Source organism: Pseudomonas sp. F01002 (genome assembly GCF_004402115.1).
Classification (GTDB): domain Bacteria; phylum Pseudomonadota; class Gammaproteobacteria; order Pseudomonadales; family Pseudomonadaceae; genus Aquipseudomonas; species Aquipseudomonas frigoris.
Map to the genome: position 1 here is coordinate 332,716 of NZ_SOPU01000018.1, position 19,356 is coordinate 352,071.

A 19,356-nucleotide genomic window follows, 5' to 3' on the forward strand; every position below is an offset into this window, starting at 1 on the left:
CCTGAACTGCTGCGGCGTCACGCCCAGCCTGCGATTAAACACACTGCGCATGTGCTGGGCATCGCGAAATCCGCACTGATAAGCCACGGTCTTCAGCGGCGATTGAGTGCTTTCAAGCAGCACCCGCGCCGCATCGACCCTGGCCCGTTCGACGAATTCCGCCGGGGTGATTTTTGCCACTTTGGTAAACACCCTGGAAAAGTTGCGGGCACTCATGTTGGCGGCGTTGGCCAGGTCGGAAATCGTCAGGTCGCCCGTCAGGTTGGCCAACACGTAGAGCTGCACCAGTGCCACGGCAGAAGTGGGTTCGGCGTGAGGCGTGAGGAATGGGCTGAACTGTGACTGCCCGCCGGAGCGTTGAGTGAACACCACCAGCCGCTTTGCCACACTCAGCGCTACTTCTGGCCCGTGATCCCTGGCCAGCAAGTACAGCGACAGATCAATCCCCGCCGTGACACCCGCCGAGGTGTAGAGCTCGCCGTCCTCCACGTAAAGGCGATCCGCCTCGACCTGAGTCGACGGGCACAACTGCGCCAGCGCCGCGGCGTCGCCCCAGTGGGTGGTGACCGTTCGCCCTTCCAGCAATCCGGCCCGGGCGAGCATGAACGCGCCGTTGCAGATCGAGCCAAAGCGTTGCGCCAGCGCGCAGGCATCGCGCAGCCAGGCATCGAATGCCGCACCGAAATCCATGAACGGTAACTGCGGCCCACCGGCCACCAGCAGCAAGTCATAGGCCTCCAGCGCTTCACTGAAATGCCGATGGGCATTGAGTGCCAAACCGTTGGAACACGGCATCACCCCGCGCTCGACGCCGATCACCTCCAGTCGATAGTGATCTGGCGGCTCAAGGAAACGATTGGCTTCGCAAAACACATCCATGGGACCGGTGACGTCCAGGGACTGAACGCCGGCGAAGACCACGATGGCAACGGTTTTCTGCATGACAGGAAATCACCTTGAATGTGAAAAAGATCGCAGCCTTCGGCAGCTCCTACAGGTGCGCGCCGTTTCCATGTAGGAGCTGCCGAAGGCTGCGATCTTTTCTGGCTGATCACTATCAACCCTAGCCAATCCTCGCCCAACAAGCGAGGTTGGCGCGATATGCATGCTCATTGGCCGGGATCGTAGCCATGGATCGATTGTCCGGTTTCGGGTGCGCGGACAGACTGAACCCATCAGCGCCGCCACGGCGTTCCCCACGAGGGCAGCACCATGAGCAGCACCATTGCCGGTATCAAAATCCCCGACAGCGCGTTGGCCAAGGCCACCACGGAATACATTCGCGACGTCGAATCAGACCTGCTGTATCACCACTCGCGTCGCGTGTTTCTGTTCGGCGCATTGAGCGGTGAACGCAAGCAACTGGCCTACAACCCCGAACTGTTGTACGTCGGCGCGATGTTCCATGACTTGGGTCTGGTGGAAGGTCATCGCACTGACGACGAGCGCTTCGAAGTTGATAGCGCCAACGCTGCCAAAGCATTCCTCAAGCCTTACGGTTTGTCCGACGATGATATCGAACAGGTCTGGTTGTCGATTGCTCTGCACACCACACCGGGGGTGCCGCAACACCTGCGGCCTAACGTGGCGATGGTGACTGCTGGCGTTGAAATGGATGTGTTGGGTATCGACTACGCAGCGTTCCCCAGCGCGCAACGCGAAGAAGTCGTGCATGCCCACCCGCGTGGCGAAGGGTTCAAGGAGTGCATCCTGTGTGCGTTTGCCAATGGCTTCAAGCACAAACCGGACACCACGTTCGGCACTGTAAACGCGGATGTGTTGGTCGACAGCGAGCCGGGTTTCAAACCGATGAACTTCGTCGAGATCATCCGCAAATCCCTCTGGATGTCCTAAACCAAATGTGGGAGCGGGCTTGCTCGCGAAGAGGCCGTTTCAGTCGATAGAGATGTCGACTGACACACCGCTTTCGCGAGCAAGTCGAATCGTCGCACCGCCGCTCCCACATTTTGATCGGGGTTGACCACGTAATTGTGGCCAACGCTTTAAGCCGCTTCCGGAGCCTGGGCGCGACGCACGTCCGGTTGTTTCCAGGAGTCGGCAGCGCCTTCTTCGATCGCCTGCTGAATCGCACGTTTGCGACTTTCTTCGGCACGACGGCTGAAGAACCACACAAAGAAGGTCATCAGCGACACCGCCAGCAAAATCAGACTGGCCACGGCGTTGATCTCGGGTTTCACGCCCAGACGCACCGCCGAGAACACTTCCATCGGCAAGGTCGTGGAACCCGGACCGGAGACGAAGCTCGCCAGCACCAGGTCATCCAGCGACAGGGCAAACGACATCATGCCGCCGGCACCCAACGATGGCGCGATCATCGGGATGGTGATCAGGAAGAACACCTTCCACGGCCGCGCACCGAGGTCCATGGCCGCTTCTTCGATGGACAGGTCCAGCTCACGCAAACGCGCCGACACCACCACCGCCACATACGCCGCACAGAACGTAGTGTGGGCGATCCAGATGGTGATGATGCCGCGCTCCTGCGGCCAACCGATCATCTGCGCCATGGCCACGAACAGCAGTAACAGCGACAGACCGGTGATCACTTCGGGCATCACCAGCGGCGCGGTGACCAGGCCACCGAACAGCGTGCGACCTTTGAAGCGAGTGATACGGGTCAGGACGAACGCGGCCAATGTACCCAGCGCCACCGCCGCCACCGCCGTGTAGCAGGCGATTTCCAGCGAGCGCACCACCGAGCCCATCAGTTGAGTGTTGTCCATCAAGCCGACGTACCACTTGATCGACCAGCCACCCCACACCGTCACCAGTTTGGAGGCGTTGAACGAGTAGATCACCAGGATCAGCATCGGCGCGTAGATGAACAGCAAACCCAGCACCAGCATCAAACTTGAGAAACGGAAGCGCTTCATTCTTTACCCTCCATTTCTTTGGCCTGACTACGGTTGAACAGGATGATCGGCACAATCAGGATCGCCAGCATCACCACCGCCAGGGCGGACGCCACCGGCCAGTCACGGTTGTTGAAGAACTCTTGCCAGAGCACTTTACCGATCATCAGGGTTTCCGGACCGCCGAGCAGTTCCGGGATCACGAACTCGCCCACCACCGGAATGAACACCAGCATGCAGCCCGCGACGATGCCGTTCTTGGACAGTGGAATGGTGATTTTCCAGAAACTGTTGAAGGTGCTCGAACCCAGGTCCGATGCGGCTTCCAGCAAACTGGCATCGTGCTTCACCAGGTTGGCATAGAGCGGCAGGATCATGAACGGCAGGTACGAATACACCACGCCGATGTACACGGCCAGGTTGGTGTTGAGGATCTGCAGCGGCTCGCTGATCCAGCCCATGCTCATCAAAAAGCCGTTCAACAGACCGTTGTTGCTGAGGATGCCCATCCACGCATAAACGCGGATCAGGATCGCGGTCCAGGTCGGCATCATGATCAGCAGCACCAGCACCGTTTGCATCTCTTTGCGGGCACTCGCGATGGCGTACGCCATCGGGTAACCGATCAGCAAGCAGAGGATGGTGCTGATCAACGCCATCTTCAGCGAGCCGAGGTAAGCGGCGATGTACAACTCGTCGCCGGCCAGCATCGCGTAGTTGCTCAGGTTAAGCAGCAACTGCACTTTTTGGTCGAGGTAGCTGTAGATCTCGGTGTACGGCGGAATGGCCACGTCGGCTTCGGCGAAGCTGATCTTCAGAACGATGAAGAACGGCAACATGAAGAACATGAACAGCCAAATGAACGGAACCCCGATGACCAGCTGACGGCCACCGGGAATTATTCGATTGAGGCGGCGTTTGAGTTTGCGCATGTTCATGAGCGAAGTACCACGCCGCTGTCGTCTTCCCAGTACACGTACACCTGGTCACCCCAGGTTGGGCGCTGGCCACGGCGCTCGGCGTTGGCGACGAAAGACTGGACGATCTTGCCGCTCGGCAGTTCGACGTAGAACACCGAGTGGCCACCGAGGTAGGCGATGTCGTGCACCTTGCCGCTGGACCAGTTGTATTCGCAGGTCGGCATGGTCGGCGTCACCAGCAGTTTTTCCGGACGGATCGCGTAGGTCACGGATTTGTCCTGCACCGACGTGCTGATGCCGTGGCCCACGTAAATCTGGCGGTCCAGGTCCTTGCAGGTGATGGTCGCGTGGCCTTCGGCGTCGTCGATCACTTCACCGTCGAAGATGTTGACGTTGCCGATGAACTCGCAGACCAGACGGCTGGTCGGGGTTTCGTAGATGTCGATCGGGCTGCCGATCTGGGCGATCCAGCCCAGGTGCATGATCGCGATGCGCTCGGCCATGGTCATGGCCTCTTCCTGGTCGTGGGTCACCATGACGCAGGTTACGCCGACCCGCTCGATGATCTCGACAAGCTCAAGCTGCATTTGCGAACGCAGCTTCTTGTCCAGAGCACCCATCGGTTCGTCGAGCAGCAACAGTTTCGGCCGCTTGGCCAGGGAACGCGCCAGGGCCACACGCTGACGCTGGCCACCGGACAACTGATGCGGCTTGCGTTTGGCGTACTGGCTCATCTGTACCAGCTTGAGCATGTCGGCCACGCGCGCATCGACTTCAGCGGCGGGGATCTTGTCCTGCTTGAGGCCGAAGGCGATGTTCTGCGCCACGGTCATGTGCGGGAACAAAGCGTAGGACTGGAACATCATGTTGATCGGCCGCTCGTACGGCGGCATGTCGGTGATGTCTTCGCCATCGAGGAAAATGCGCCCCTCCGTGGGCCGTTCGAAGCCTGCGAGCATGCGCAGCAACGTGGATTTGCCCGATCCCGAACCGCCGAGCAGGGCGAAAATCTCGCCTTTCTTGATTTCCAGGGACACATCGTCCACGGCAATCGTCTCGTCGAACTTCTTCGTGACCCGGTCGATTTTGACCAACACCTGTTTAGGTGACTGGTCGCCCTCGAGGGCTTTCTTATAGGCGCCGGAGGCAACTGCCATTTACGAAACTCCCAACAAAATTTGCAGTTCGCCCGAGGCGAGCGAACTTTGGATAGTTTGAGCCTTGTAGCTATTTACCCGACTTGACCTTGGTCCAGCTGCGGGTCATCAAACGTTGAATGTTTGGTGGTAACTCGATAGACACGTAAGTCTTGTCGAGGACGGCTTGCGGTGGATAAACCGATTTGTCGGTGCGAATGGATTGTTCCATCAGCTTGTCCGACCCTGGATTAGGGTTGGCGTAGCCCACGTAATCACTGACCTGGGCGATCACCTCAGGTTTCAGCAAATAGTTGATGAAGGCATGGGCTTCCTTGACGTTGGCCGCATCTTTGGGGATCGCCAACATGTCGAACCAGAGCGCGCCGCCCTCTTTCGGAATCGAGTAGGCGATGTTCATGCCTTTGCCGGCTTCAGCCGCGCGGGCCTTGGCCTGGAACATGTCGCCGGAAAAGCCGATCGCGACGCAGATATCGCCGTTGGCCAGGTCCGCGATGTATTTGGACGAGTGGAAATAGGTCACGTAAGGCCGCACCGCCAGCAACTTGGCTTCGGCCTTTTTGTAGTCTTCGGGATTGGTGCTGTTGGCGTTCAGGCCCATGTAGTTGAGGACCGTGGGCATCATTTCATCGGCGGAGTCGAGGAACGCCACGCCGCAGCTGTGCAGTTTCTTGATGTTTTCCGGCTCGAACACCACATCCCAGGAATCGATCTTGTCGAGGCCCAGTACAGCCTTCACTTTGTCGACGTTGTAACCGATGCCGTTGGTGCCCCACAGATACGGCACGGCGTACAGGTTACCCGGATCGTTTTGCTCCAGGCGCTTGAGCAGCACCGGGTCGAGGTTGGCATAGTTGGTGAGCTTGGACTTGTCGAGCTTCTGAAAAGCACCAGCCTTGATCTGCTTGCCAAGGAAGTGGTTGGACGGCACGACCACGTCATAACCGGTACGCCCGGCCAGCAACTTGCCTTCCAGGGTTTCGTTAGAGTCGAAGACGTCATAAACCGGTTTGATGCCGGTCTCTTTCTGGAAGTCTGCCAGGGTCGTCGAACCGATGTAGTCCGACCAGTTATAAATATGCACAGTGCCAGCGGCCTGGACACTAACGGCAAGCGTCAGTCCAGCGCCAACCAGCAGTGCATTGCGCAACAAAGAAAAAATAGGCACGTGGAGGTCCTCTAAAATTAGTTGGGCCCAAGTTGCCCAGCGTTACATGACAGCCATGGCTGCCTGGCAACAAAACCGGCGCGCAACTTACCCTCGAAAAACCGTTCCAGCAAACTTTATGAAGATCCCTGTAGCAGCTGCCGCAGGCTGCGTTCAACTGCGAAGCCGTTGTGCTGTCGAAAAGCGGAGGTCCTTCGGACCTCAACGCAGCCTTCGGCAGCTGCTACAGGGTTTTACTTACTTACCGGATTTGATCTTGGTCCAGCTGCGAGTCAGGATCCGCTGGGTCGCGGCCGGCAAGTCGGCAATCGCGTACAGCTTGGCCAGCACGTCTGCCGGCGGGTAGATGCCTGGGTCGGCGGTGATGTCTTTATCGACCAATGCGGTGGCTGCCGCGTTACCGTTCGGGAAGCGTACGGCGTTGGTGATTTCAGCCATGATTTCCGGCTTCTGCAGGAAGGTCATGAACTTGTAGGCGCCTTCGACGTTTTCGGCATCTTTAGGGATGGCGACCATGTCGTAGAAGCTGCCCGCACCTTCTTTCGGAATGTTGTAGCTGACTTTCACCTTGTCACCGGCTTCAGCCGCGCGGGTCTTGGCCTGGTAGATGTCGCCCGAATAACCCACGGCTACGCAGATGTTGCCGTTGGCCAGGTCGGAGATGTACTTGGACGAGTGGAAGTAGGCGATCGAAGGACGGACTTTCAGGAACAGCGCTTCGGCTTCAGCCAGTTGTTTTTTGTCCTGGCTGTCGGTTGGATAGCCCAGGTAGTGCAACGCCACCGGAATCATCTCGGTTGGCGAGTCCAGGACACTGATACCGCACGACTTCAACTTGGCGGCGTTTTCAGGTTTGAAGATCAGATCCCAGGAATTGGTTGGTGCATCGGCACCCAGTGCAGCCTTGACCTTCTCGGCGTTGAAGCCGATACCGATCGAACCCCACATGTACGGGAAAGCGTGTTCGTTGCCCGGGTCACTCACCGATACCGCTTTGAGCAGGTCAGGGTTCAGGTTTTTCCAGTTAGGCAGCTTGGACTTGTCCAGCTTCTGGTAAACGCCGGCCTTGATCTGCTTGGCCAGGAAGTTGTTCGACGGTACGACGATGTCATAACCGGACTTGCCTGCCAGCAACTTGGCTTCCAGGGTTTCGTTACTGTCGAATACGTCGTAAACAACCTTGATCCCCGACTCGGCTTCGAACTTCTTGACGGTATCCGGTGCGATGTAATCGGACCAGTTGTACACGTGAAGAACTTTATCGTCCGCCTGAACTGCGCCCGCCATCACGCCCATCAGGGACATGGCGAGGAGGGTCTTGCCAGCTATCTTCATACCTAATGCCTTCATGCGTAATGCTCCAATTTTTCTTTTTAACCACGTTCTTGTTAACCAAGAGCCAGCGGCCTATTCCTGGGCAACTAAAACAACCGGTAGTCTGGCAAGATCCAAGGCAGGCTTTCAAGGAAAGACCTTTCCTTCGTTTGCTCTGAGCGAAATGCGAACTTCACACCCCGCTCAGAGCCTAGCACTTAGCCCTGCAATGCACTCAGGGTCAGGTCCAGACACTTGCGTGCCTTGGTCACCAACTCATCGATTTCAGCCGGTGTAATCACCAGTGGCGGAGCGATGATCATGGTGTCGCCCACGGCGCGCATGATCAGGCCATTTTCGAAGCAGAACGTGCGGCAAATCATGCCAGCGCCCTTGCCTTCGTAACGTTTGCGAGTGGCTTTGTCCTGCACCAGCTCGATCGCCCCCAGCAGACCCACCCCACGCACTTCCCCCACCAGCGGGTGATCGTTCAGTTCCCTTAGACGCTTTTGCAAATAGGGTGCCGTTTCTGCATGAACGCGCTCGATTATTTTTTCTTCGCGCAAGATGCGGATGTTCTCCAGTGCCACCGCAGCAGCCACCGGGTGCCCGGAATAGGTGAAACCGTGGTTGAAATCGCCACCTTCATTGAGCACCGCAACCACTTCGTCACGCACGATCAGGCCACCCATAGGGATGTAGCCGGATGTCAGGCCTTTGGCGATGGTCATCATGTCGGGTTTGAGGTCGTAGAAATCGCTACCGAACCACTCACCGGTGCGGCCGAAACCACAGATCACTTCGTCAGCCACGAACAGGATGTCGTACTTGGCGAGGATTTCCTTGATGCGCGGCCAGTAGGTGTCTGGCGGAATGATCACGCCGCCGGCACCCTGGATCGGCTCGGCAATAAAGGCACCGACGTTGTCCACGCCGACTTCCAGAATTTTCTCTTCCAGCTGATTGGCCGCCCAGATACCGAACTCTTCCGGTGTCATCTCGCCGCCTTCAGCGAACCAGTACGGCTGCGCAATATGGACGATGCCCGGAATCGGCAAGTCGCCTTGTTCGTGCATGTACGTCATGCCACCCAGGCTCGCGCCGGCCACGGTGGAACCGTGATAACCGTTCTTGCGGCTGATGATGACTTTCTTCTTCGGCTGGCCCTTGATCGCCCAGTAGTGACGAACCATACGCAGCATGGTGTCGTTGCCTTCAGAACCGGAACCGGTGAAGAACACGTGGTTCATGCCTTGTGGCGCGATGTCGGAGATGGCCTTGGCCAGTTCCAGCACCGGCGGGTGAGCCGTCTGGAAAAACAGGTTGTAGTAAGGCAGTTCGCGCATTTGTTTACTGGCGGCATCGGCCAGTTCATCGCGACCGTAGCCGATGGCTACGCACCACAGTCCGGCCATGCCGTCGAGGATCTTGTTGCCTTCGCTGTCCCAGAGGTAAACGCCCTTGGCGTTGGTGATGATCCGTGGGCCTTTCTCTTTCAGCTGCTTGAAGTCGCTGAACGGGGCCAGGTGGTGATCGTTGCTCAGGGTTTGCCATTCACGGGTTTGCGGGTTGTTGCTGGTCATGCGAATTCTCCTAAGATTTCAGTGAAAGGCGCGGCGATTTCCGGCCGAGCCCGGCGCATCAGACGGCGAAGAGCAGGAATTCCCGCTCCCACGAACTGATCACGCGCTTGAAGTTTTCATGCTCGGCCCGCTTGACCGCGACGTAGCCAGTGATGAATTTCTTGCCCAGGTACTTCTCGATAGTCGCGCTGTGTTCCATGCGTTCCAGCGCGTCTTCGATGGTCAGTGGCAGGCGCAGGTTGCGGCGTTCATAGCCACGCCCTACTACCGGCGCACTCGGGTTCAAGCCTTCGACCATGCCGATGTAACCGCAGAGCAGGCTCGCGGCAATCGCCAGGTACGGGTTGGCGTCGGCACCCGGCAGGCGGTTTTCCACCCGACGGTTTTGCGGCCCGGCATCCGGAACCCGCAGGCCCACGGTGCGGTTCTCCTCGCCCCACTCCACGTTCACCGGTGCCGAGGTGTCCGGCAGGAAGCGGCGGAACGAGTTGACGTTAGGCGCGAACAGCGGCAACAGCTCGGGAATCAGTTTCTGCAAACCACCGATGTGGTTCAGGAACAGCTGGCTCATGGTCCCGTCTTCATTGGAGAAGACGTTCTTGCCGGTCTCGATGTCGATGATGCTCTGGTGCAAGTGCATCGCACTGCCCGGCTCGCCGGTCATGGGTTTGGCCATGAAAGTGGCTGCCACGTTGTGCTTGAGCGCGGCTTCGCGCATGGTGCGCTTGAACACCAGGATCTGGTCGGCCAGGGACAGGGCATCGCCGTGACGGAAGTTGATTTCCATCTGCGCCGTGCCGTCCTCGTGGATCAGCGTGTCGAGGTCCAGCTCCTGCAATTCGCACCAGTCGTAGACGTCTTCGAACAATGGATCGAATTCGTTTGCCGCTTCAATCGAGAAGGACTGGCGACCGGTTTCCGGGCGACCGGATCGGCCAACCGGCGGTTGCAGCGGGAAGTCCGGGTCTTCGCAGCGCTTGGTCAGGTAGAACTCCATTTCTGGCGCCACGATCGGCTGCCAGCCCCTGTCGGAATAGAGTTTCAGCACCTTTTTGAGCACGTTGCGCGGCGACAGCTCGATCGGGTTGCCTTGCTTGTCGTAGGTGTCGTGGATCACCTGAGCGGTGGGCTCGATGGCCCAGGGCACCAGGAATACCGCGTTCTGGTCGGGGCGGCAGATCATGTCGATGTCGGCCGGGTCGAGCAGTTCGTAATAGATGTCGTCTTCGACATAGTCGCCGGTCACGGTCTGCAACAGAACGCTCTCGGGCAGGCGCATGCCTTTTTCGGCAATGAACTTGTTGGTCGGCGAAATCTTGCCCCGGGTGATCCCGGTCAAGTCGGCGATCATGCATTCGACTTCTGTGATCTTGTGGTCTTTCAACCAATCGGTGAGCTGGTCGAGGTTGTTACTCATAAATGCCTCTAGGCTGAGTTTCCTGACTCTTATAAGTCAGGCGTTGTTTGACGCATCGGCGTCGCGTTGTAATGCGCGCTTACGACAGGCATCGCCAAATGCCTGAAAGATCGCAAGGTAATCCGGGTTTGAGCTTACCTGCCATTCGGGATGCCATTGCACTCCCAAAGCAAAACCCTTGCCCTGCGGGACCGAGACTGCCTCGATCAACCCGTCGGGAGCCAAGGCCTCGACGCAAAGGCCCGGCGCCAGACGTTCAACGCCCTGACCATGAATCGAATTGACGTGTATCTCGCTCGCCAGGCCCAGACCTGCGAGCACACCACCCGGTTGAATGTGCACTGGGTGACTTGGCGCATACTGTCCTTCAAGCGGTAGGCTATCGTCTTCACGGTGATCCATGAATGGACCGGCTTCGTCGACTTTTTGATGCAGGCTGCCGCCGAACGCCACATTCATTTCCTGGAAGCCGCGGCAAATACCGAGTACGGGAATACCGGCCTCGACTGCAGCGCGGATCAACGGGAGGGTGGTGGCATCGCGTGCAGAATCATGAGCAGTGCCCGGTGCGCTGGCTGGGCCGCTATAGTGAAACGGTTCTATATTGGAAGGAGAGCCTGTAAAGAGGATGCCATCCAGACCGTCCAGAATATCGGACGGTGCCAGCAAATCAGCCAGGGACGGAAGAATCACCGGCAGCCCCTTGGCCGCTGAGGCCACGGCGCGGACGTACTTGTCGCCACTGATGTGATAAGCATGCAGACCGATCTGCTTAGAGCAGGCGGTGACGCCGATTAACGGCAGGCGAGACATGAAGCACCCCGGTATTATTGGTGTTATGGGTTTGAATCGAGCTTAGCCTTGTTCATTTTTTTACACAACACCCCCGTAAAAAATACAACACGGCCCGCTCAAGCCCGCAGACGCTAAAGCGCTCAAAGGCATAAAAACGCCCCAAAGTGCCTCAAAAAAGCCCCACGGGTGCTTTTTTAGGGCAAAAAAGGCCTCGCTTGACTTCGGCATGCCGTTCGGGTTGACTGAAACCCGAAGAGATCAATGATTGATATTTTTAACAACAAAGGTGTTGCATCATGTCGGTACCCCCGCGTGCCGTTCAGCTTAACGAAGCGAACGCGTTCCTTAAGGAACATCCTGAGGTTCTGTACGTTGACCTTCTGATTGCGGATATGAATGGTGTGGTGCGCGGCAAGCGCATTGAACGCACCAGTCTCCACAAGGTTTACGAGAAAGGCATCAACCTGCCGGCCTCTCTATTTGCTCTGGATATCAATGGCTCGACGGTGGAAAGCACCGGCCTGGGTCTGGACATCGGCGATGCTGACCGAATCTGCTATCCAATCCCTGACACCCTGTGCAACGAGCCTTGGCAGAAGCGCCCTACCGCGCAACTGTTGATGACCATGCACGAACTGGAAGGCCAGCCGTTCTTTGCCGACCCGCGAGAAGTGCTGGCCAATGTCGTGCGCAAGTTCGACGAGATGGGCCTGACCATCTGCGCCGCGTTCGAACTGGAGTTCTACCTGATCGACCAGGAGAACGTGAACGGTCGTCCGCAACCGCCACGCTCGCCAGTGTCCGGCAAACGCCCGCACTCGACACAGGTCTACCTGATCGACGACCTCGACGAATACGTCGACTGCCTCCAGGACATTCTGGAAGGTGCGAAAGAGCAAGGCATCCCTGCCGACGCGATCGTCAAGGAAAGTGCCCCGGCGCAGTTCGAAGTGAACCTGCACCACGTGGCCGACCCGATCAAAGCCTGCGACTACGCAGTTCTGCTCAAGCGTCTGATCAAAAACATCGCCTACGACCATGAGATGGACACCACCTTCATGGCCAAGCCTTACCCGGGCCAGGCGGGTAACGGTCTGCACGTCCACGTCTCGATTCTTGATAGAGACGGCAAAAACATTTTTGCCAGTGAGGATCCCGAGCAGAACGCCGCACTGCGTCACGCGATCGGCGGTGTGCTCGAGACCCTACCGGCGCAGATGGCTTTCCTGTGCCCGAACGTCAACTCCTACCGTCGTTTCGGCGCACAGTTCTACGTGCCGAATGCCCCGTGCTGGGGTCTGGACAACCGTACTGTTGCGGTACGTGTGCCAACCGGTTCCGCCGACGCGGTCCGTCTGGAACACCGCGTTGCCGGCGCGGATGCCAACCCGTACCTGCTGATGGCTTCGGTCCTGGCAGGCGTGCATCACGGCCTGACCAACAAGATCGAGCCGGGCGCACCCGTGGAAGGCAACTCCTACGAGCAGAACGAGCAAAGCCTGCCGAACAACCTGCGCGATGCATTGCGTGAGCTGGACGACAGCGAAGTCATGGCCAAGTACATCGATCCGAAATACATCGATATCTTCGTCGCATGTAAAGAGAGCGAGCTGGAAGAGTTCGAACACTCCATCTCCGACCTCGAGTACAACTGGTACCTGCATACCGTTTAAGCGGTTGCAGTAAAAACAACGCCGCAGGCTGAAAAGGCCTGCGGCGTTTTTTTATGGCTTTTTTTCAGCGGGACCGAGGCGCCTGCTTCGCGAGCAAGCCCGCTCCCACATTTGATCTCTGCCGTACACAAACACTATGTTCACTGGAGATCAAATGTGGGAGCGGGCTTGCTCGCGAAGGCGTCCGGGCAGACAACATCAAACCCTGCTCGTACAATGCCCGCTGCCCCGCAGGAGACTTCAATGACGCGCACCGCCACCATTCGCAAACCCCGCGCCCGCAGCCAGGCCCGGATCGATTCGATACTCGATGCCGCCCGCACACTGCTGGCTGCCGAGGGCGTGGCCAGTCTGTCGATCTATAGCGTCGCCGAACGCGCGGAGATCCCGCCCTCCTCCGTCTACCACTTCTTTGCCAGCGTCCCGGCGCTGCTCGAAGCCCTGACGGCCGACGTCCATGCTGCGTTCCGTGCCTGCCTGCAAGCGCCCATCGACCATGACGCCCTCAACGGCTGGCGCGATCTGTCGCGAATGGTGGAACAACGCATGCTCGCGATCTACAGCGAAGACGCCGCCGCCCGACAGCTCATTCTTGCCCAGCACGGGCTGACCGAAGTCACCCAGGCCGACCGCCAGCACGACATCGAACTCGGCGACCTGATGCACAAACTCTTCGACCACCACTTCGAGCTGCCGAGACTGCCGACGGACGTTGATGTGTTTGCCCTGGCCATGGAGCTCGGCGACCGCGTCTATGCGCGCTCGGTGCAACAACACGGACAGATCACCCCACGCATGGCCGAAGAAGGCATGCGGGTATTCGACGCCTATCTGGGTCTGTATTTGCCGCCCTACCTGTCCAAGCGCGACGCATAACGCAACGAGGTGTTCATGGCACACGTTCCACACAACTACCTTGGCGTGTGGCAACGACGCCTGATCAAATTCCAGTCGGGGCGCGTCGACAGCGAAACAGCCGTGTACTGGTTGCAAACCCCGCGCTTGTTTGCCGACCTGCGCATCCCGCCGGCAACGCTTGCGGCGCTGCCGCTGGAGCAACTGAGTCACGCTGACTTGCTGACCCTGAGCGAGCAAAAAGGCTTCGCCGGCGTAACCGAGGTCAACGGCGACATTTGCCAGTGGCATCGCAAACTCGACTACCAGCCGGTCAGCACCGAAGAAGACATCGGGCGCATGCATTTCGAAACCAGCGAACGCCTGATCGAAACCGCCCTGGACGACAGCTACTACGAGATCTGGGAGCGGCTGCCGGACTCTCGCGGCACCTGTCGCGGTCAGTGGTTGCAGGCGGTCGATGATCCGGCGCGATTGGCCTGCCTGGTGCTGGCCGGTGACTACTTTCTGTTCGCCGCCAGCCGGGTTGTCGCGCTGGAACCCGGCGGTCATTTGCGCGAACACATCGACTCGGCCACCGCTCAGCCGCAGCTTGCCTGCGAACTCTCTTTCGGCCGTCACCACGCCGGGCAAACCCTGTGGCACATCGACTATTCCACACTGCCCATGCTGACCGGCCAGCCACTGTTGCCGGCAGACATCGATCCAAACGCAAGCGAGCTATTCAGCGACCCACGCCTATTGTCTTCACTCGGTTCCTACGCGCCCGCCGCCGGTTGGCGCTGCGCACCCGAGCCCTGAACACCCGCGCATAAAAAACCCCGAAGGGTTCACACCCTTCGGGGTTGAGCGCAATGCACGCGCTTACAACTTGGCGATCGACACCTCGGTGGATTTCACAAACGCGATCACTTCGCTTCCGACCACCAGTTCCAGCTCTTTCACCGAGCGAGTGGTGATCACCGAGGTGACGATGCCGGAAGCGGTCTGTACGTCGATTTCGGACAGCACGTCGCCGAGTACGATTTCCTTGATGGAGCCTTTGAACTGGTTGCGAACGTTGATGGCTTTGATTGTCATGATGTTGATTCCCGTCGTTGGATAAGGCTTGAGTTATTGAGCCCAACGCAATTGCGTGGGCAATGGTGAAACAGGTTCCGGTGCCGGTGGTTCGCCGGGCAACGCCAGCACGCGATTGAGGACTTCGGTTTCCAGCGCCGCCAGCCGATGGGAGCCGCGAACCCGAGGGCGCGGCAGCTCAACGTGCAGGTCGAGGCCGACTTCGCCCTCTTCGATCAGGATCACCCGATCGGCAATCGCCACCGCTTCACTGACATCGTGGGTGACCAGCAACACGGTGAAACCGTGCTTCTGCCAGAGCCGTTCGATCAGCTGCTGCATTTCAATTCGGGTCAGTGCATCCAGCGCGCCCAGCGGTTCGTCCAGCAACAGCAACCGCGGTTGATGGATCAGCGCGCGGGCCAGGGCCACACGTTGCTTCTGGCCACCGGACAAGGCGGCCGGCCATTCATTGGCGCGGTCGGCCAGACCGACCGACTCCAACGCTTCCAGCGCTTGTGGCCGCCAGTTGCCCTTGAGCCCGAGGCCGACGTTGTCGATGACCTTTTTCCACGGCAGCAAACGTGCTTCCTGGAACATCAATCGAGTGTCTTCCCGCGCCTCACTCAGCGGTGCGGAACCGGCCAGCAATTCACCGCCCGTGGGTTTGTCGAGACCGGCGAGCAAGCGCAGCAAGGTACTTTTGCCGCAACCGCTACGACCGACCACGGCGACAAACTGACCGGCCGGGATGTGCAGATCTATCTCGCGCAGCACTTGCCGCGAGCCAAAGGTTTTTTGCAGTTTGCGCGCCGCAAGCGGAATCCCGCGCAGCAGGCGTGGAGGTTGTTGAGCCGTCATGCCGCACCTCCTTTAACAACCTGATAGGCCGGGTGCCAGCGCAACCACACGCGTTCAAGTCCACGGGCCGCGAGGTCGGCGAGTTTGCCGAGCACGGCGTACAAAAGAATCGCCAGTACCACCACGTCGGTTTGCAGGAACTCCCGGGCATTCATCGCCAGGTAGCCGATGCCGGAGCTGGCGGAAATGGTTTCCGCGACGATCAACGTCAGCCACATGAAGCCCAGCGCGAACCGCACGCCGACCAGAATCGAAGGCAGCGCCCCCGGCAGAATCACCTGACGGAACAGGCTGAAACCGGACAAACCATAACTGCGGGACATTTCCACCAGCGCCGGATCAACGTTGCGGATGCCGTGATAGGTGTTGAGGTAGATCGGGAACAACGTGCCCAATGCCACCAGGAAAATCTTCGCCGACTCATCGATGCCGAACCACAGGATCACCAGTGGAATCAGCGCCAGGTGCGGCACGTTGCGGATCATCTGCACCGAACTGTCGAGCAGGCGCTCGCCCCATTTCGACAGGCCGGTGATGAAGCCCAGGGTCAGACCGATGCTTCCACCGATGGCGAAGCCCAGCGCCGCACGCCAGCCGCTGATCGCCAGGTGAGTCCAGATTTCACCGCTGCGCACCAGGCTGACGCCGGCTTCGATGACGGCGATTGGCGCCGGCAGAATCCGTGTCGACAACCAGCCCGCCGACACCGACAACTGCCACACCGCCAGCAACAACACCGGCAACGCCCAAGGCGCGAGGCTATGGATAAGTTTCTTCATGGCGCGCCTCAGCTCTGCGACGCGGCTTTGGGAAGAATGTCGTTGGCGACCATCTCACCAAACGGGCTGACGTAACCGGCGCTTTTCGGCAATTCCGGACGTTCGATGTCCAGGTGCGGGAACAGTAATTCGGCGACGCGGTACGACTCTTCCAGGTGTGGGTAACCGGAGAAGATGAACGTGTCGATGCCCAGGTCCGCATATTCCTTCACGCGGGCGGCCACGGTCGGACCATCGCCCACCAACGCTGTGCCGGCACCGCCGCGCACCAGACCTACACCGGCCCACAGGTTGGGGCTGACTTCCAGGTTGTCACGGCTGCCGCCATGCAGCGCGGCCATGCGTTGCTGACCAACGGAATCGAAGCGCGCCAGCGAGGCTTGGGCACGGGAGATGGTTTCGTCGTCCAGATGAGAGATCAACCGATCCGCCGCTTGCCAGGCTTCGGCATTGGTTTCACGAACGATCACATGCAAACGAATGCCGAAGCGAACGGTACGACCGAGCTTTGCGGCTTTAGCGCGTACTTGTTCGATCTTCTCGGCAACGGCGGCCGGTGGTTCGCCCCAGGTCAGGACCATTTCGACCTGCTCTGCCGCGAGGTCTTGCGCCGCTTCCGAAGAACCGCCGAAGTACAGCGGCGGACGCGGTTGCTGGATCGGCGGGTAGAGCAATTTGGCGCCCTTCACGCTGATGTGCTGACCGTCGTAATCGACGGTTTCGCCTTCCAGCACGCGGCGCCAGATGCGGGTGAATTCCACCGAGGCTTGATAGCGCTCTTCGTGAGTCAGGAACAAACCGTCGCCGGCCAATTCTTCCGGATCACCGCCGGTTACCAGGTTGAACAACGCACGGCCGCCGGACAGGCGATCCAGCGTCGCGGCCTGACGCGCTGCCACCGTCGGGGAAATGATCCCGGGGCGCAGGGCGACGAGGAATTTCAAACGCTGGGTCACCGGGATCAGCGACGCGGCCACCAGCCACGAATCTTCGCAAGAGCGACCGGTAGGGATCAGCACCCCACCGAAGCCCAGACGATCCGCTGCTTGCGCAACTTGTTGCAGATAACCGTGGTCGACGGCGCGAGCGCCTTCGGCGGTGCCAAGGTAATGGCCGTCGCCGTGGGTAGGCAGGAACCAGAAGATATTGAGGCTCATGGAGTGGTCTCCTTAGGGATTCGAATTACTGAGCTTTGGCAACGGCCGCCGGAGGCGTCCAGATCACGTCTTTGATGCTCAGCGGCTTTGGAATCAGCTTGAGCTGGTAGAAGCTGTCGGCGATTTTCTGTTGCGCGGCGACCACTTCAGGCGTGAGGAACAACGCGCCGTAGCCTTGGCGTTTCACCGACGTCAGGGTGATATCTGCCGGCAGACCGAGCAGTGGCGAGACTTGTTTAGTCACGTCCTCGGGATTGGCCTTGGACCATTCGCCGACCGCGCGCACCTCTTCCACCAAGGTCTTGATCACCTCAGGATTTTTCTGCGCATAAGGCTTGGTCGCGAGGTAGAACTGATGGTTGTCGACGATGCCTTGGCCATCACGCAGGGTGCGTGCTTGCAGTTGCTGTTCGGCGGCAGCCTGGTACGGGTCCCAGATCACCCAGGCATCGACGCTGCCACGTTCGAACGCAGCGCGGGCATCGGCCGGCGGCAGGAATACGGTCTGGATGTCGGTGTATTTGAGGCCGGCATCTTCCAGTGCGCGGACCAGCAGGTAGTGAACGTTGGAGCCTTTGTTCAGGAAGACTTTCTTGCCCTTGAGGTCCTGCACCGATTTAATCGCCGAGTCCTTCGGCACCAGGATCGCTTCGCTGTGCGGCGCTGGTGGTTCGTAGGCGACATAGAGCAGATCGGCGCCGGCTGCTTGAGCGAATACGGGAGGAGTTTCGCCTGTAACGCCGAAGTCGATGGAGCCGACGTTCAGGCCTTCGAGCAGTTGCGGGCCGCCGGGGAATTCAGTCCATTGCACGTCCACACCTTGGGCGGCGAGGCGTTTTTCGAGTGTGCCTTTGGCTTTGAGCAGCACCAGGGTGCCGTACTTTTGATAACCGATTCTTAGCGTCTCGGCTTGAGCTTGAGAAATAACGCCGAAGGACACAGCCGCAGCAAACAGAGCGACCAGACCACGACGCAAAATGACAGTGCGCATAGCGCTCTCCTTTTTGCAGTTGGGTTTTGGCTGCACCTGCTTGGCCGTTAGCGGCTGAGTAAGGTGAGTGGATCAAATTCAGGTGTGGCTTGAGTGCTGGCTTAAATGCTCCAGCGAGCACTCAATAAACGTTCATTCAACAGGTTCGGATCGATCGGCTTGGGCCGCCTCGCCATGGCGCTGAAAAACAGCTCCAGCGATTCATTCAGTCGTTCTTCCAGCTCCGGTGCCAACTGCGCCTGGGCGCTGCCGTCGCCGTAAGCGATCTGGCTGTCTACCGCGAAAATCCCGTGAAGCATTTCCTGGGCCTTCAACGCCGACAACACTGGCTTGAGCGCGTAATCCACCGCCAGCATGTGGGCGATGCTGCCGCCGGTGGCCATTGGCAACACCACCTTGTGGGCCAGGGCGCGTTCGGGCAGCAGGTCCAGCACGGTTTTCAATGCGCCGGAGAACGACGCTTTGTAGATCGGCGTGGCGATCAGCAGGCCATCGGCGTTTTCAATCTGTTGCAGCAGGTCGATCACCTTCGGGCTGTCGAAGCGCGCATGCAGCAAGTCTTCGGCCGGGAAGTCCCGTACCTGGTAACTCACCACTTCCACACCTTGCTCCTGCAACCAGCGTTGGGAGCGCTCCAGCAGCACCCCGGAACGGGAGCGTTGGCTGGGGCTGCCACCGAGTGAGACGACCAGCATTCAGACGATTCCTTGAACGGTGTTAGCGATTCGCGGTTTGCGATCTCGCTTTGATGGAA

19 protein-coding genes are annotated in these 19,356 nt (G+C 59.1%); 4 read left to right on the forward strand and 15 right to left on the reverse strand.

From position 1 onward, the window contains the following. Positions 1–942, reverse strand: a 942-nt coding sequence (locus E3W21_RS15355; protein ID WP_134421238.1) for a GlxA family transcriptional regulator, incomplete at its 3' end; no start/stop codon positions are given. A gap of 270 nt (positions 943–1,212) precedes the next feature. On the opposite strand from E3W21_RS15355, the gene E3W21_RS15360 reads away from it, so the two are divergent. Next, the gene (locus E3W21_RS15360) at positions 1,213–1,854 is read left to right on the forward strand and encodes an HD domain-containing protein (protein ID WP_129440214.1); all 642 of its coding nucleotides are present in this window, start codon (positions 1,213–1,215) and stop codon (positions 1,852–1,854) included. Between the two features lie 149 nt (positions 1,855–2,003). On the opposite strand, the gene E3W21_RS15365 is transcribed toward E3W21_RS15360, so the two are convergent. The 8 genes from E3W21_RS15365 to E3W21_RS15400 form a co-directional block, all read right to left on the reverse strand. Beyond that, a complete protein-coding gene (locus E3W21_RS15365) occupies positions 2,004–2,894 on the reverse strand; it encodes an ABC transporter permease subunit (RefSeq protein ID WP_134420775.1) in 891 nt (296 codons plus the stop codon). Continuing rightward, on the reverse strand, positions 2,891–3,772 hold the full coding sequence (locus E3W21_RS15370; protein WP_178084141.1) for an ABC transporter permease subunit: 882 nt from the start codon (positions 3,770–3,772) through the stop codon (positions 2,891–2,893). Before E3W21_RS15370 ends, E3W21_RS15365 begins: the two co-directional genes overlap by 4 nt. Positions 3,773–3,807: 35 nt before the next feature. Next, on the reverse strand, positions 3,808–4,950 hold the full coding sequence (locus E3W21_RS15375; RefSeq protein WP_129440210.1) for an ABC transporter ATP-binding protein: 1,143 nt from the start codon (positions 4,948–4,950) through the stop codon (positions 3,808–3,810). A 70-nt stretch (positions 4,951–5,020) separates the two neighbouring features. After that, the gene (locus E3W21_RS15380) at positions 5,021–6,118 is read right to left on the reverse strand and encodes a polyamine ABC transporter substrate-binding protein (protein WP_134420779.1); all 1,098 of its coding nucleotides are present in this window, start codon (positions 6,116–6,118) and stop codon (positions 5,021–5,023) included. Positions 6,119–6,355: 237 nt separating this feature from the next. Next, entirely contained in the window at positions 6,356–7,453 is a 1,098-nt protein-coding gene (locus tag E3W21_RS15385; protein ID WP_129445100.1) for a polyamine ABC transporter substrate-binding protein, read from the reverse strand. 197 nt (positions 7,454–7,650) lie between these two features. After that, the gene (locus E3W21_RS15390; RefSeq protein ID WP_129440206.1) at positions 7,651–9,015 is read right to left on the reverse strand and encodes an aspartate aminotransferase family protein; all 1,365 of its coding nucleotides are present in this window, start codon (positions 9,013–9,015) and stop codon (positions 7,651–7,653) included. 58 nt (positions 9,016–9,073) lie between these two features. Continuing rightward, entirely contained in the window at positions 9,074–10,432 is a 1,359-nt protein-coding gene (locus tag E3W21_RS15395) for a glutamine synthetase family protein (protein WP_134420781.1), read from the reverse strand. Positions 10,433–10,468: 36 nt separating this feature from the next. Continuing rightward, positions 10,469–11,245, reverse strand: a complete 777-nt coding sequence (locus E3W21_RS15400; RefSeq protein ID WP_134420783.1) for a gamma-glutamyl-gamma-aminobutyrate hydrolase family protein — start codon at positions 11,243–11,245, stop codon at positions 10,469–10,471. A 278-nt stretch (positions 11,246–11,523) separates the two neighbouring features. Here E3W21_RS15400 and E3W21_RS15405 point away from each other — a divergent pair, with 278 nt between their 5' ends. From E3W21_RS15405 to E3W21_RS15415, 3 genes are all read left to right on the forward strand, one after another. Beyond that, positions 11,524–12,900: a glutamine synthetase family protein gene (locus E3W21_RS15405; RefSeq protein ID WP_134420785.1), complete on the forward strand. Its 1,377-nt coding sequence runs from the start codon at positions 11,524–11,526 to the stop codon at positions 12,898–12,900. Positions 12,901–13,143: 243 nt separating this feature from the next. Further along, on the forward strand, positions 13,144–13,776 hold the full coding sequence (locus E3W21_RS15410; RefSeq protein WP_129440199.1) for a TetR/AcrR family transcriptional regulator: 633 nt from the start codon (positions 13,144–13,146) through the stop codon (positions 13,774–13,776). 15 nt (positions 13,777–13,791) lie between these two features. Then, positions 13,792–14,556 (forward strand): hypothetical protein, encoded by a 765-nt coding sequence (locus E3W21_RS15415; RefSeq protein ID WP_134420787.1) that lies wholly within the window; start codon positions 13,792–13,794, stop codon positions 14,554–14,556. A 63-nt stretch (positions 14,557–14,619) separates the two neighbouring features. Here E3W21_RS15415 and E3W21_RS15420 read toward each other — a convergent pair whose 3' ends face one another. The 6 genes from E3W21_RS15420 to ssuE all read right to left on the reverse strand — a co-directional run bounded on the left by E3W21_RS15420 (position 14,620) and on the right by ssuE (position 19,297). Beyond that, positions 14,620–14,835: a molybdopterin-binding protein gene (locus E3W21_RS15420; protein ID WP_003229256.1), complete on the reverse strand. Its 216-nt coding sequence runs from the start codon at positions 14,833–14,835 to the stop codon at positions 14,620–14,622. A gap of 33 nt (positions 14,836–14,868) precedes the next feature. Then, positions 14,869–15,675, reverse strand: coding sequence for an aliphatic sulfonates ABC transporter ATP-binding protein (gene ssuB / locus E3W21_RS15425; RefSeq protein ID WP_134420789.1), 807 nt, complete (start codon positions 15,673–15,675; stop codon positions 14,869–14,871). Beyond that, entirely contained in the window at positions 15,672–16,454 is a 783-nt protein-coding gene (gene ssuC, locus E3W21_RS15430) for an aliphatic sulfonate ABC transporter permease SsuC (RefSeq protein WP_033060593.1), read from the reverse strand. The genes ssuB and ssuC overlap by 4 nt, the downstream gene beginning before the upstream one ends. Before the next feature lie 8 nt (positions 16,455–16,462). Then, positions 16,463–17,611, reverse strand: coding sequence for an FMNH2-dependent alkanesulfonate monooxygenase (gene ssuD, locus E3W21_RS15435; protein WP_134420791.1), 1,149 nt, complete (start codon positions 17,609–17,611; stop codon positions 16,463–16,465). 25 nt (positions 17,612–17,636) lie between these two features. Then, a complete protein-coding gene (locus E3W21_RS15440; RefSeq protein WP_134420793.1) occupies positions 17,637–18,602 on the reverse strand; it encodes a sulfonate ABC transporter substrate-binding protein in 966 nt (321 codons plus the stop codon). Positions 18,603–18,703: 101 nt separating this feature from the next. After that, positions 18,704–19,297, reverse strand: coding sequence for an NADPH-dependent FMN reductase (ssuE, locus tag E3W21_RS15445; protein WP_134420795.1), 594 nt, complete (start codon positions 19,295–19,297; stop codon positions 18,704–18,706). Positions 19,298–19,356 lie beyond the last annotated feature (59 nt).